We start from the raw sequence: 12,990 nt of genomic DNA, 5'->3' as shown, positions 1-12,990 counted from the left end.
CCTTTAGAGTAGGCGTGTTTTCAAGACGCCAGGAATCTGATTCAGTCGGTCGAGCGAAATCATCTCGTCCGCATGGTTATCGATATCGATGATCGTATAGGCAATCGCATCTTTACTACCATTGATCATATTCGCGATATTGATCGACTCTTGCGCTAACACGGAGGCGATTTGACCGACCATGTTCGGAATGTTGTGGTGAGCAATCGTAATTCGTCGTTTTCCAGTGAACGGTAACTCGACGGCTGGGAAATTGACCGCATTGCGGATGTTTCCTGTCTCAAGGAACAGACGCAGTTGATCGACCGCCATGATGGCACAGTTTTCCTCCGCTTCACTTGTTGATGCCCCGATATGTGGTAAAGCAATGACCCGGGGGAGGGACAAGATGAAGGCGTTCGGGAAATCCGTCACATAATTCGCCAGGCGACCGGACCTGAGCACTTCGGCTAGCGCTTGTTCATCGACGAGTTCACCACGCGAGAAGTTGAGTAGGGTCGCGCCGTGTTTCATTTTTGAAAAGAGTGACGCATCGAGTAAACCCGTCGTCGCATCAACGAGCGGGAGATGCAACGTGATGTAGTCGCTTGTCGCGAGGAGATCCTCGAGCTGTGTTGCCCGCTGAATCTGATTCGAGACGCGCCAAGCGGACTCAACGGACATATGTGGATCATAGCCTGTGACGGTCATGCCGAGCTCGTGAAGGGTGTTGGCTAAGTTTGCCCCGATCGCCCCAAGTCCGACGATCCCGATTCGTTTCCCGAGTAACTCCGTTCCGACGAATTGTTTTTTGTTCGCTTCGATCCGCTCTGGAATATCCGGTCCGCGTAAGTTATTCGTCCAAAGCAGACTCGGTACGAGTTTTCGCGCCGTCAGGAACAAACTACCGATGACAAGTTCCTTGACGGCATTCGCATTGGCACCTGGTGTCGAAAAGACGGGAATCCCGCGGTTCGCGAGTTGATCGAGTGGAATCGTATTGACACCGACGCCAGCTCGGGCGACGGCTTTGAGACTATCTGGAAAGCGCATGTCATGCAAATCCTTGCTGCGGACGAGAAAGGCGTCTGGTTGCTCCGTTTCCCGCTGGACGTGATAGTCGTCTGTAAATCGTTTTAATCCTTTGTCAGATAGATCATTCCATAGTTGGACTTGATACATTTAACGTTCCCCCTGTTCAAAACGGTGCATGATATGAAGCAGTGCCGTAACCCCTTCGGTCGGCATCGCATTGTAAAGACTCGCGCGCATTCCACCAATCGAGCGGTGACCGGCAAGATTGATCAAATCGTGACGCGCAGCGAAGTTCAAGAAAGCAGCGTCTTCCGATTCGCTTCCAGTCGAGAATGGAATGTTCATCCGGCTTCGATCCTTGACGGCTACATGGTTATGAAATAGATCGGATTGATCAATTGCTTCATATAACATGCGCGCTTGTGAGACGTTTCGTGCCGCGATCGTCTCGAGTCCCGTCTCTTCAATCCAATCGAGCACTAATTTCGTCATATAAAGACTAAACGTCGGTGGCGTGTTATAAAGAGATCGCTGTTTGGCATGGATGTCATACCGTAAGTAGGCACCGATCGTGTCAGGAACACGATCAAGCAACTCGTTCTTCACGATGACGACCGTTAAACCAGCGACACCAAGGTTTTTTTGAGCACCAGCATACAACACATCGAATGACTCGATTGGCAATGGTTCAGACAAAATCGATGACGAGACATCAGCGACGAGTGGCACATCGACATGAGGCGGTGTCTGATAAGTCGTCCCTTCGAGGGTATTGTTCCAAGTGATGTGCAAATAGTCGGCTGTTGACGTGAACGGACCTTCTGGAATGAAGCGATACCCGTGATCAGCGGAAGAGGCGAGCACGTTGACCGTGGCGTACAGTTTGGCATCTGCAATCGCCTTCGTCGACCAGCCGCCGGTATCGATGAAATCAATCCGTCCGGTCTTCGTCGCCAGATTTTGCGGTAACATCGCGAACTGAAGTGTAGCTCCTCCTTGAAGAAACAATACGGAGTACGAATCGGGAATCGACATCAGTCTCCGTAAGGATTGTTCAGCTGCCTCTCGAATCGATTCAAAGATTGGCGAACGATGACTCATTTCAAAAACGGATTGTCCTGAATTTTCATAATCGAGTAGCTCGGATTGAGCCTTCAATAGGACCGGGGCAGGAAGGACTGCTGGACCGGCAGAAAAGTTATAAACCGTCATGAGGAACACTCCTTCTTGAATTTTCAGAAAATATGTACCACTCAAGTGTAACGGAATGAAAAATGAGAAGCAATTCCAACTGACGATGAATGGAAAATGAAAACAAAAACATCCCTTGAATCCGTTACGACGGATCAAGAGATGTCAATTGACCAAAGTGCCATTTCCAACCATCTGACGTAGCACGATAGATGGATACGATCCGGAAACGACCAACGTATTGAGTTGTCCCGTATTCAAATCGGTCTTCTGTCAAACTATACTGGATTGCCGTATCTTCGAAATGATCAATGTATGAAAAATCATCGGTCCGGGATAACCAGCGGATGTTTGCAGGATCCACGTAATGATCGAGGTAGGTCTCGGCATCAAATGACCGCCCTAATGCATCGATGAACGTAAATTCGGGAGATAATAGATGCGAGACTTGTGATAAATCTCCTTTTAGCATAGCATCTTGAAGGTGTTGCATCGTTTGTTCGAGTGTCATGTTACATCTCCTTTCTTCCTGAATCGCTAGTGTAGCATATATAAACAAAAAAAGACCCTGCGTGAGCAGGGTCTAAAAGAAATTAAAGTTTTACAACGTTAGTTGCTTGTGGTCCACGTTGACCTTCTTCAACTTCGAAAGAAACCTCTTGACCTTCGTCAAGTGATTTGAAACCTTCAGATTGGATTGCTGAGAAGTGTACGAATACGTCGTCTCCGCTTTCGCGCTCGATGAAGCCGAATCCTTTTTCTGCGTTAAACCATTTTACTTTACCTTGTTCCATGTGTATTGCCTCCTGCGTGTGACTGGCACACTGATTATTACTACCGTGATCAATTTCATCGAATATAAAGTGAAACACTTCGTATCTCCACCGAACAACAATAATTACTTAATAATATAGCATGCCTGAATCGAAAAAGAAAGGACAAAACAAAAAAAGAACAAACGAAACTGTTCTTCTCTGAATAAAGCATGCAATTAAAGGGTTCATTCTACTTGTGTCGAAAGAGTATAACTGATTCTTTCAACAAATCGGAATATGTTCTCTTTTACTACTGAGTTGTCGTAATGTATGCAAAATGAATCCTTGGAAGTTCGGATAACGTGTCGGTTGTTCCCAAACGGTACGAAACAATTGCGTCATCGCGGCATGAATGAGTGCATCCTCGACTTGTGTGCGACGGAATAGAAGAAAGAGTGTTTTTTCGTAACGATCGTATAATCGTTCTAACGCGACGGAATCGCGTTGTTTGATTTGATTGAGCAAATCAATGTCTGAATACATAGGTCACTCCTTCTTCGACAGTTTTCTCTATAGTATGCTGTCACTGTAATGTAATAAAACTATTATGTAGATTCCCGCTATATAAATTATGAAACACCTAAACTTCTTGAACTAAAGATAATAATGGAAATGGAGGGACGTTATATGTTTCCTGTATACATTCGCCCGTACATCTTGGAGGATGCAGCGGCGATCCTTGATGTGAATTTGAGAAACCGTGATCACTTTGAATACTGGATGCCTATCAAGCCGTCACCTGAACAATACACGATAGAAGGGCAACGAGAACGGATTCATCGTCATCAAGAGTTAATGCGTCAAGATGCGTATTATGCGTATGGTGTTTTTTTATCCGAGACGGACCAGTTGATTGGGGATGTTTCGGCGATGTTCATTCAACGTGGACCAGCGGAGACGTGCATGATTGGCTACCAGTTGGATGCCGCCTTTTCAGGACGAGGATATATGGCACAAGCGGTCGGATTGTTCGTGGATCATTTATTTGATGTCCACCAGTTCCACCGGATCCGAGCTGAAGTCATGCCAGAGAATATCGGCTCGATCCGTGTCCTTGAAAAAGTCGGATTTCGTAAAGAAGGAATCGCGAAACAAAATCTCTTCATCAACGATGCCTGGGAAGACTTTGTTTTGTTTGCCCTATTAAAAGAAGACCGAAAGGAGTCACGTCATGCCAATCTCTAATTATTATGCCAATCTGCGCCAACTTGTCGGAACGCAGCGTCTTTTTATACCATGCGTCGCAGCGATCATTCGAAACGAAGCAGGTCACATCCTCTTTCAGGATCCAGGAGGTCCGTTTTGGAGTTTGCCTGCTGGAGCAATCGAACTGGGGGAATCACCGGCACAGGCAGTCATTCGCGAAGTCTATGAAGAGACAGGTCTATTCGTCCGACCGGTCCGTCTGATTGCGACCTTCGGTGGAGAGTCGTTCCGTTTGACGTACCCAGATGGAAACGAAGTTGAATATGTAGCGACGGTATTCGAGTGTAAGGTAGTCGGCGGAACGCTCGAAGCCATCGATGGCGAATCAAAGCAACTGGCGTATTTTCCGAAACAGGATCGTCCTCCTTTAGCACTGACTTATCCTGATCACGTGTTTGAAGCATCCGAAGCAACGAGCTATTTTGACTGGGAAGAGCACTGGTTGACAGATTTACAACAACAAAATCGGTAAAAACCGAACATTAAATTGCTGATAACGGAATAAAGTTCTTGAAAAACCTTAAAAACGCGAAAATTTCTTTGACACTATGATGACAGTTCGTTATAGTAGTCAAGGGGCGAATGATTATCGCCAATATATTAAAAAATATTCGTAATTAGAGGTGTTATTCATGGATGTAGTATTCGATTATGAAGATATTCAATTAATTCCAGCAAAATCAATCGTTGGTAGTCGTTCGGAATGTGATACGTCAGTCGAGTTCGGTGGTAGACGTTTCAAGCTTCCAGTCGTACCGGCAAACATGCAAACGATCATTGATGAATCGATTGCTTTGTTCTTAGCGGAAGGCGATTATTTTTATATCATGCATCGATTCGAACCGGCTCGTCGTTTGGCATTCGTTCGTATGATGCAAGAACGCCAACTGTTCGCTTCAATTAGCGTCGGTGTCAAGGAAGAGGAATATCAGCTGATTGAACAGCTCGCAGCAGAAGGGCTGACTCCTGAATACATCACGATTGATATCGCACACGGTCATTCGGAAGCCGTCATTCAGATGATTCGTCACATCAAGTCGCTTCTACCAGCAAGTTTCGTCATCGCGGGTAACGTCGGTACGCCAGAAGCGGTGCGCGAACTTGAGAATGCGGGAGCCGACGCAACAAAAGTCGGGATCGGACCAGGTAAAGTGTGTATTACGAAGATTAAGACAGGATTCGGTACAGGTGGTTGGCAACTCGCGGCACTTCGTTGGTGTGCAAAAGCAGCAAGTAAACCGATCATCGCGGATGGCGGGATTCGGACGCATGGCGATATCGCGAAGTCAGTCCGGTTCGGTGCGTCGATGGTCATGATCGGTTCACTCTTCGCAGGGCACGAGGAATCGCCTGGTGAGACGCATGAAGTAGATGGGGTGCTCGTCAAGGAATACTTCGGTTCTGCTTCTGAGTTCCAAAAAGGGGAACGCAAAAACGTTGAAGGAAAGAAGATGTTCGTCGAGCACAAAGGAAGTCTAGCGGATACGTTGATCGAGATGGAGCAAGATTTACAATCGGCAATTTCGTATGCTGGTGGAAATAAATTGCAGGCGATTCGGACGGTCGACTACGTCGTCGTCAAGAACTCGATCTTCAACGGTGATAAAGTATATTAAAGTGATCAGTTCGCTCTTAACGGAGCGGACTTTTTTTGTTTCTTTAGCATAACTCTTCCATTGGAGGGGTATACATCAAATGGACCAAAAGATTCGGAATATTTTGGATAGGGAGTGATTGACATGCTATTTGAAACGACATCGTACTTAATCGAAAAATTTGCCACTGTTCGTAACCAAACAATTGCCTTGATTGAACCACTCGAAGCAGAAGACTTCATCATTCAAGCGAGTTCGGACGTGAGTCCGCCGAAATGGCATGTCGCCCATACGACCTGGTTTTTTGAAAGGATGATACTACAGGAATATAGTGAAGGCTATCAAGTCTTCCATCCGAAGTACAATTATCTATTCAATTCTTACTATAATTCAATCGGTCCTTACCAGCCTCGTCAACAACGAGGGATGTTGTCACGTCCGACCGTCGAAGACATCATTGCTTACCGAGCATATGTCGATGGACAAATGGTCGAGTTCTTGAAAGAAGAACGGACTCCAGAAGACCAACGGAAAATCGAAGCGTTAGTCGAGATGGGACTGCAACACGAGCAACAACACCAGGAATTGATCTTGATGGACGTGAAGTATAACTTTTTCACGAATCCACTGTTACCTGCTTATCAGTCAAAGTCGTTGACAACAGATGTGCCTGAAAATGCAGTCAAGGAAACATCGTTTATCCAATTCGAGGAAGGACTCGTCGAGATCGGTCATACAGGAGACGGTTTTGCGTTTGACAACGAGAGTCCACGTCATAAAACGTGGTTACATCCGTTTGAATTAGCGACGCGTCCTGTCACGAACGGGGAGTATTTGGCGTTCATTGAAGCAGGGGGCTATCAAAAATCAGAGTACTGGCTATCGGATGGGTACGCAACGGTTCAAAAAGAAGGCTGGAAAGCCCCGTTATATTGGATGAAAGATGACGCGGGAGAATGGGCGATCTTTACGATGAACGGTGTCGAACCACTTCGTCTCGATGAACCGGTCTGTCATGTCAGTTTTTATGAGGCGGACGCTTATAGTCGCTTTATAGGGAAACGCTTGCCGACAGAAGCGGAATGGGAATGGGCTTCTCGCCAAGTCGATTCTGTCACGAAGCGTAATATGATGGGAAGCGGAACCTTCCATCCGGTAGCCGTCGAAGAGTCAGAGACAACGCTTGCGAGCATGTTCGGAAACGTCTGGGAGTGGACGTCGAGCGCTTATAGTTCATATCCAGGCAGTAAACCGCTCGAAGGAGCGCTCGGGGAATACAATGCGAAGTTCATGTGTAATCAAATGGTACTGCGTGGAGGAGCGTGCGTGACGCCTGACGATCACATTCGCGAGACATACCGCAACTTCTTCCCGCCTGATAAACGTTGGTTATTTGGCGGCTTCCGATTGGCAGGTGACATGTGATGCGAGAGACAGTCATTGGGTACGATTTATATACGCCGCAACAAAACATGCGTTTAGAAGTCATTGAAGGTCTGATGCGAGAACAAAAGGTCTTACCGGCAAAATATTTTTATGATCATATCGGATCCCAGTTGTTCGAACAGATTACGCAACAACCGGAATATTATCCGACACGGACAGAACTCGCCATCTTGGAGCAGCATCGAGCGGAGATTGCACGAAGTATCGGCGATGTGCATACACTGATTGAATATGGAAGTGGCAGCAGTCGTAAAATCCAGATGTTACTGGAGACATTTACACATCTCGATACGTATATGCCCATTGATATCTCAAAAGACTTCCTAATGGAATCTGCACGCCAATTGTCGGAACGGTATCCTGCGCTGCATATTAAAGCGGTCTGTGGGGATTACTCACAAACGATTTCTTTACCGGTCGAGGAGTCTCAAAAACGAGTCATCTTTTTCCCGGGATCGACGATTGGTAACTTTGAACCGGAGGAAGCGATGCGCTTCTTACGTCATTCCTCACGAATTCTTGAAACGGGCGATGGATTCTTGATCGGTGTTGATCTGAAAAAGTCTGTTGATGTGCTTGAACGGGCTTATAATGATGCAGCCGGTGTCACAGAAGCATTCAATTTGAACATGTTGACGCATTTGAATCAGATGCTCGAGGGAACGTTTGATGTGACACGATTCGAACATCATGCTTTTTATAATGAAGAAAAAGGACGAATCGAAATGCATCTTCGGAGTCAACTCGATCAACTCGTGCAAGTTGGAGATGTGACGGTTCCATTCAAACAAGGGGAAACGATTCATACGGAAAACTCCTATAAGTATAGTAAAGAAGAGTTTGAGACACTTGCCCGTCAAAGTGGTTTTCATTCAGTCAATTGTTGGATCGATGACGATGAACGATTCAGCGTGCATTATTTAGAAAAAATGTAACGGCACATCAAAAAACACTCCCACTTGAAAGCTTCCATTACGAAGCGACACAGGGAGTGTTTTTCTAAATGATATGCCTTATTCGACACGTGCTCCTTCCGGAATCGGATGTTCCGGTACGACGAGAATCGGCATCCATTGTTCCGAGCGACCGATCTCAAGCACCCGACCGGACTCTTCAGGCGTACGACCAGGTATATTGAGTACGGCAATCGCTTGTTTTCCAAGCAATTCATGGACATCGGGTCGCAGTGATTCCCAGTCGAGTGAGAATAAACGCGTAAATCCGTCGAATTGTAGTTCAAGCTGAATTGAGCCATCGGTAAGATCCGAAAGCGACTGGATTGTACCAACACGTATATCTAAAGCATCGAATAATTCAAGAGGAACGATTGGTTTCATGGACAATGGTGTACTTCCTTTCAAAGTGAAGCATAGAGTTGGTCAGGAGTCGAGAGAGACATAGGTCGGCTCATAAGTCGTCCATTCGAAATCAGGCGCTTGATGACGTGCAAGCTTCGCTAATTGGCTACCGAGATAGGGTCCGATCGTCAAACCAGATGCACCAAGTCCGTTCGCTAGGAACACGTTCGGATGATTTTGAAGCGGTCCGATCACCGGCAGGGAGTTTTTCGTATACGGGCGTAAGCCGATACGCAGTTCATCAATCGTTGTTTCTTCGAGACGCGGTAAGACAGGTAAAGCCCGATTCAATAAGGCATACATCCCCTTAACGGTTGGTTTCAAGTCGTAGTCGGTCTGTTTTTCGTGTGTTGAACCGACGATCAGTTTCCCTTCGTGGATTGAGACGAGATATAATCCGCGTTGTCCCATGACGACGGGCCAAGTCGTTGATGTAGAATCCGTCAAATCGAGTTGCAGGATCTGTCCCTTCTCCGGATGCAAATCGATTTTAAGCTCAAGTGGACGGAGTAGGTCATTTAACCAAACACCCGCCGTTAAAATGAACTGTTCTGCCGAGTACTGTTCATTTTCCATGGTTATACCAGTGACGACTCCCTTGTCTACGACAAGAGTAGCATCTCCTTCTAGGACGGTCGCACCGTGTTCGACAGCACCACGAATCAATGAGGCACACAAGGCACGTCCGTCAACGCGGGCACCACCGGAAACGAATAAGGCATCCTCGATCTGTTCGACGAGTGGAAAGAGCGTTTTGACACGATCTTGGTCCAGTCGTTCGATACGTTCGATGGCAGGCGCTTCCGGAAAACGGTTTTGCGCAATCGTCTCCATCTTTTCGATTTTTGATGTTTCGTGTAAGGCGATCGTGCCAACTTGCTGATAACCCGTACTCGTCTCACCGAGTGCTTCCAGTTCAGGAATCAATGTCTTATAAAAATGAGCCCCGTTATTCGCTAATTTGTACCATGCCTTATTTCGCCGCTGTGTCATCCATGGACAGATGATGCCGGCTGCCGCATGAGAGGCTCGACCGGGTTCCTTCCGATCGACGAGTAAGACGCGTTCACCAGCCTTCGATAAATGATAGGCAGTCGAGGCACCGAGAATTCCGGCGCCAATGATGATATGGGAGTACATGAAAGATTCAACTCGATTCTGTTCAATTGGAATATCTTTTATTGTAGCAGTAGAAGATCCGGACGACTAGCAAGAGCGGGTTTCCAATCTGTAGCACATCGAATGATGGGAAATGATGGGGAAAGTGAACCATTTAGCGCGTCATGACGTATACTAAATATACAGTTTCTAAAAACTGTGAATTAGACGATTAGAAACAGCTGAATTCGGAAACATACCCTTATAGGCATCATGTCCTGTCATCATCGACTTTGAAACGGTCCATCATGAAGGAGGGGAAGGCAATGAATATGAGTCAAGCCATCGTACGCAGACGCTACACGGATCATACTTTATTTTATTCCGCCATCCTAATCTGGAAATTGCTATTCTTCCTGCCACTGCTCATGTTCGTCAACAGCGGTACGGACCATGTGTTTCAAATGTACTTCGTACCGTACCTCACGGTCATCTTCCTATTTCGTGTGATGACCTACTTTGCGACCTATAAAGCATCTTTCATGGAGATGACGGAAATGGGTCTCTCGTTATCCTTGCTGATCGCAGATGTATATTTGATTGCATTGTTCGATATTCCACTTCCGTTTGCTTTAATTATCCTTGCGCTTGCCTTACTCCACTTCAGTGCGGCATTCAGTCGTTTTCGTTGGTTCCGCCGTCGTCTTTGGTTGAATCGGCATCTTGAGATCCTCAATTATTTGACGGATCACGGTGAAGTACCCATTAAAATCGCCGTCATGGCAGAAGATGAAATGCTTGTGACGACGAAGAGTGGAAAAGAGTTTACGTATCGTCAGGTTTATTGGAGCGGATTTTATATTGAACATGGTTGATTGCTATATGAAACGGATTTCTTTTCGGGGAAATCTTTTGAGACTGAAGACAAGTGCAATTGTTCTCTAACGAGAAGGATTGCGCTTTTTTTTGTTCGACTCGCATCGTTTTCCTGGGACAAGCATCGCGCCGCTTCGCTTCGCTGCAGGGTCGCTCTTGCTTGTTTTTCCCTAGGAAGCGATGTCGAGTGAACAAAATGCTTCTCGGTCCTTCTTCCGGATATAAAAAATGACGCATTACACGCCACTCCTACAGGAAAAAGTGCGATTTTGCGCTGTCAGAGACAAACAAGACCCGTTTTCCTGCTCGAATGGAGCGGGAAAACTGGTTTGTGTCTCGTCTGAGGAAAGGGCGTGAAAAGGTGTGTCATTTTTTGAGTCAGTTCATTTGTCTACAATCTGAAAGGATTTCTCTTCGAGGAAATCGTTTTTTTGTTGCATACGAAAAAATATAGTACGCTTACATAGGAAAAGGGGGAGAAAAAGTTGATTCGTTGTATACTGATCGATGCGAATGACACAATCATTTTGACCGATGATGTAAGTCGGATACAGGAGTCGGGCATCAAACGTTATTTCGTTGATTTCGATCAACCGACAGACGCAGAGAAGCAAAAATTGATTGAGGTTTTTGATTTTCATCCACTGGCGATTGAAGATTGTTTTCATTACTTGCAACGCCCAAAGCTTGAATATTATACAGAACATAGCTTTTTTGTCCTTCATGCGCTCGATGAAGGAACGTTGACGAGTCGTGAAATCAATTTGTTCGCAAGCGACCGGCATCTCGTCAGCTACCATGAGCAATCTTCGCCAGAAATTGATATCGTGTTTGAACAGTGTAGCCGACGCCTCGACAAACAAGAAACGGTCGACCTCGTCCATAAAATCATGGACAAGATCGTCGATGGTTATTTTCCGATCGTTCATGCGACGGAAGATGAATTGTTTGCGCTTGGGGAACGCTACCGGACGCGTGGAAACGATCGTCGGTTGATGGAGGAGATTTTCGAACTACGCGCGCGGTTACTTCGAATCTCGCGGACGGTCATGCCGATGCGGGACTTATTGTACCGTGTCGTCGAATCGAAGCGGTTATCGATTCATCCGAAGAAACAGGCATTCTTTCGCGATCTATACGATCACTTACTGAAGTTATCGGAAATGATCGAATACAATCGATTGATGACGTCTGAGTTTCGGGATAATTTCATCTCTCTCAACTCGTACCGGATGAATAGTATCATGAAGACATTGACGATCTTCACGACGATTTTCATGCCGTTGACGTTCATCGCAGGTATATATGGCATGAACTTCAAACACATGCCAGAACTGACGACCCGGTATGGTTATTTCGTAACGTTAGGGGCAATGGGACTCCTCGCTTTAGGAATGATTCTGTTCTTCAAAAAAAATCGCTGGTTTGATGAATAAGGGGGGATGTAAGTGGATATTCGACAATTGCTCTTTTTTACGACGATCGTCGAGCAAGGCTATAATTTAACGCGTGCTTCGAAGCACTTGTCAATCTCGCAACCGGCGCTTAGTCAGATGATCCGCGACTTCGAACAGCTGGAGCAAGTAGAACTGTTCATTCGAAAGCACGGACGGTTGACAGGATTATCGGAAATGGGACGTCAATTGTATGAGGATGCGAAGATCGTTCTGACACGTCATCAAGCATTGATGGGTCATCTGCGTGAACGTTCGAACGTCGTCCGAGGAAAGGTCCGTCTCGGCATCCCACCCGTCATATTACCAGTTTTATTTTCGCAATTGATTCCGAAGTTCATGGCGGAACATCCAGGCATCGAACTCGAAATCATCGAAGAGGGGGCGTTTGAACTCAAGCGTCGACTGTTACTTGAAGAACTCGACTTGGCCATATTGATTGAACCGGGCGAATCCTATGGTATCGAACGTTTTCGATTGATCGAAGATGAGGTCGTCGCCGTGCGTCCGAATCACCCGTTTCAAGCCAAAGAAGCGTTATCGTATCGTGATATCGGAAATGAACCACTTGTCATCTTGAACGATCGATTCATGTTACATCATCAAATACTATCGGAGTTTCGTAAAGTGCAGCAAGAGCCGAATATCTTCTTCATGTCAGGAGCATGGGACTTGTTGATTGGGATGGTCCAAGAACTTGACGTCATCTCAATCCTACCGGAGCCGATACTACGGTTTCATCATGCGGATGACATTAAAATCATCCCGTTCGACCCACCGATGTTATGGGATGTCTCGTTGAACCGACTCGTCGGGACGGAATTACGTCCTGTTGTCCGGCACGTCCACCAATACATCGTTCACTATTTTCAGTCGTATTGGCCAACGCCTGCGCGATGAGGAAAAAAGACCGGAACGCATCGCGCTCCGGTCTTTT

The 12,990-nt window shown here is 46.2% G+C and carries 15 protein-coding genes; 8 read left to right on the top strand and 7 right to left on the bottom strand.

All coding sequences use genetic code 11. The features are described from left to right. Window positions 1–3 precede the first annotated feature (3 nt). The 5 genes from MKY22_RS09190 to MKY22_RS09170 form a co-directional block, all read right to left on the bottom strand. The gene (locus tag MKY22_RS09190) at window positions 4–1,161 is read right to left on the bottom strand and encodes a phosphoglycerate dehydrogenase (RefSeq protein WP_133207446.1); all 1,158 of its coding nucleotides are present in this window, start codon (window positions 1,159–1,161) and stop codon (window positions 4–6) included. After that, entirely contained in the window at window positions 1,162–2,226 is a 1,065-nt protein-coding gene (gene serC, locus MKY22_RS09185; protein ID WP_214728281.1) for a 3-phosphoserine/phosphohydroxythreonine transaminase, read from the bottom strand. 124 nt (window positions 2,227–2,350) lie between these two features. Next, window positions 2,351–2,716: a nuclear transport factor 2 family protein gene (locus tag MKY22_RS09180; RefSeq protein ID WP_023468530.1), complete on the bottom strand. Its 366-nt coding sequence runs from the start codon at window positions 2,714–2,716 to the stop codon at window positions 2,351–2,353. An 82-nt stretch (window positions 2,717–2,798) separates the two neighbouring features. After that, window positions 2,799–2,999: a cold-shock protein gene (locus tag MKY22_RS09175; RefSeq protein ID WP_023468529.1), complete on the bottom strand. Its 201-nt coding sequence runs from the start codon at window positions 2,997–2,999 to the stop codon at window positions 2,799–2,801. Window positions 3,000–3,242: 243 nt separating this feature from the next. Next, window positions 3,243–3,503: a hypothetical protein gene (locus MKY22_RS09170; protein ID WP_341088456.1), complete on the bottom strand. Its 261-nt coding sequence runs from the start codon at window positions 3,501–3,503 to the stop codon at window positions 3,243–3,245. 144 nt (window positions 3,504–3,647) lie between these two features. Between MKY22_RS09170 and MKY22_RS09165 the strand changes: the two genes are divergently transcribed. From MKY22_RS09165 to egtD, 5 genes are all read left to right on the top strand, one after another. Continuing rightward, on the top strand, window positions 3,648–4,205 hold the full coding sequence (locus tag MKY22_RS09165) for a GNAT family N-acetyltransferase (protein WP_290777174.1): 558 nt from the start codon (window positions 3,648–3,650) through the stop codon (window positions 4,203–4,205). Continuing rightward, entirely contained in the window at window positions 4,192–4,698 is a 507-nt protein-coding gene (locus tag MKY22_RS09160) for an NUDIX domain-containing protein (RefSeq protein WP_341088452.1), read from the top strand. The genes MKY22_RS09165 and MKY22_RS09160 overlap by 14 nt, the downstream gene beginning before the upstream one ends. 160 nt (window positions 4,699–4,858) lie before the next feature. After that, on the top strand, window positions 4,859–5,842 hold the full coding sequence (gene guaC, locus MKY22_RS09155) for a GMP reductase (RefSeq protein ID WP_023468525.1): 984 nt from the start codon (window positions 4,859–4,861) through the stop codon (window positions 5,840–5,842). 123 nt (window positions 5,843–5,965) lie between these two features. Continuing rightward, window positions 5,966–7,246 carry an ergothioneine biosynthesis protein EgtB gene (gene egtB, locus MKY22_RS09150; RefSeq protein ID WP_341088450.1) on the top strand — a complete coding sequence of 427 codons (1,281 nt, stop codon included), beginning with the start codon at window positions 5,966–5,968 and terminating at the stop codon, window positions 7,244–7,246. Beyond that, window positions 7,246–8,202 (top strand): L-histidine N(alpha)-methyltransferase, encoded by a 957-nt coding sequence (egtD, locus tag MKY22_RS09145; protein WP_341088448.1) that lies wholly within the window; start codon window positions 7,246–7,248, stop codon window positions 8,200–8,202. Before egtB ends, egtD begins: the two co-directional genes overlap by 1 nt. Before the next feature lie 78 nt (window positions 8,203–8,280). Here the strand turns inward: egtD and MKY22_RS09140 are convergent, their stop codons facing one another. Next, a complete protein-coding gene (locus MKY22_RS09140; protein ID WP_133207443.1) occupies window positions 8,281–8,604 on the bottom strand; it encodes a hypothetical protein in 324 nt (107 codons plus the stop codon). 42 nt (window positions 8,605–8,646) lie between these two features. After that, window positions 8,647–9,765: an NAD(P)/FAD-dependent oxidoreductase gene (locus tag MKY22_RS09135; RefSeq protein WP_341088442.1), complete on the bottom strand. Its 1,119-nt coding sequence runs from the start codon at window positions 9,763–9,765 to the stop codon at window positions 8,647–8,649. A gap of 284 nt (window positions 9,766–10,049) precedes the next feature. On the opposite strand from MKY22_RS09135, the gene MKY22_RS09130 reads away from it, so the two are divergent. The 3 genes from MKY22_RS09130 to MKY22_RS09120 all read left to right on the top strand — a co-directional run bounded on the left by MKY22_RS09130 (window position 10,050) and on the right by MKY22_RS09120 (window position 12,953). Then, a complete protein-coding gene (locus MKY22_RS09130; RefSeq protein WP_023468520.1) occupies window positions 10,050–10,598 on the top strand; it encodes a hypothetical protein in 549 nt (182 codons plus the stop codon). A gap of 486 nt (window positions 10,599–11,084) precedes the next feature. Continuing rightward, on the top strand, window positions 11,085–12,035 hold the full coding sequence (gene corA / locus MKY22_RS09125) for a magnesium/cobalt transporter CorA (protein WP_341088438.1): 951 nt from the start codon (window positions 11,085–11,087) through the stop codon (window positions 12,033–12,035). 12 nt (window positions 12,036–12,047) lie between these two features. Continuing rightward, on the top strand, window positions 12,048–12,953 hold the full coding sequence (locus tag MKY22_RS09120; RefSeq protein ID WP_341088436.1) for a LysR family transcriptional regulator: 906 nt from the start codon (window positions 12,048–12,050) through the stop codon (window positions 12,951–12,953). Window positions 12,954–12,990 lie beyond the last annotated feature (37 nt).

Origin of the sequence: Exiguobacterium sp. FSL W8-0210 (assembly GCF_038006045.1) — a bacterium.
GTDB lineage: Bacteria > Bacillota > Bacilli > Exiguobacteriales > Exiguobacteriaceae > Exiguobacterium_A.
This window is presented reverse-complemented; position numbering and strand designations above follow the sequence as displayed.

Excerpts from the sequence above, each read along its gene's own strand:
- MKY22_RS09190 (WP_133207446.1), bottom strand. The coding sequence starts at position 1,161 with ATGTATCAAGTCCAACTATGGAATGATCTATCTGACAAAGGATTAAAA.
- serC (WP_214728281.1), bottom strand. The coding sequence starts at position 2,226 with ATGACGGTTTATAACTTTTCTGCCGGTCCAGCAGTCCTTCCTGCCCCG.
- MKY22_RS09180 (WP_023468530.1), bottom strand. The coding sequence starts at position 2,716 with ATGACACTCGAACAAACGATGCAACACCTTCAAGATGCTATGCTAAAA.
- MKY22_RS09175 (WP_023468529.1), bottom strand. The coding sequence starts at position 2,999 with ATGGAACAAGGTAAAGTAAAATGGTTTAACGCAGAAAAAGGATTCGGC.
- MKY22_RS09170 (WP_341088456.1), bottom strand. The coding sequence starts at position 3,503 with ATGTATTCAGACATTGATTTGCTCAATCAAATCAAACAACGCGATTCC.
- MKY22_RS09165 (WP_290777174.1), top strand. The coding sequence starts at position 3,648 with ATGTTTCCTGTATACATTCGCCCGTACATCTTGGAGGATGCAGCGGCG.
- MKY22_RS09160 (WP_341088452.1), top strand. The coding sequence starts at position 4,192 with ATGCCAATCTCTAATTATTATGCCAATCTGCGCCAACTTGTCGGAACG.
- guaC (WP_023468525.1), top strand. The coding sequence starts at position 4,859 with ATGGATGTAGTATTCGATTATGAAGATATTCAATTAATTCCAGCAAAA.
- egtB (WP_341088450.1), top strand. The coding sequence starts at position 5,966 with ATGCTATTTGAAACGACATCGTACTTAATCGAAAAATTTGCCACTGTT.
- egtD (WP_341088448.1), top strand. The coding sequence starts at position 7,246 with ATGCGAGAGACAGTCATTGGGTACGATTTATATACGCCGCAACAAAAC.
- MKY22_RS09140 (WP_133207443.1), bottom strand. The coding sequence starts at position 8,604 with ATGAAACCAATCGTTCCTCTTGAATTATTCGATGCTTTAGATATACGT.
- MKY22_RS09135 (WP_341088442.1), bottom strand. The coding sequence starts at position 9,765 with ATGTACTCCCATATCATCATTGGCGCCGGAATTCTCGGTGCCTCGACT.
- MKY22_RS09130 (WP_023468520.1), top strand. The coding sequence starts at position 10,050 with ATGAATATGAGTCAAGCCATCGTACGCAGACGCTACACGGATCATACT.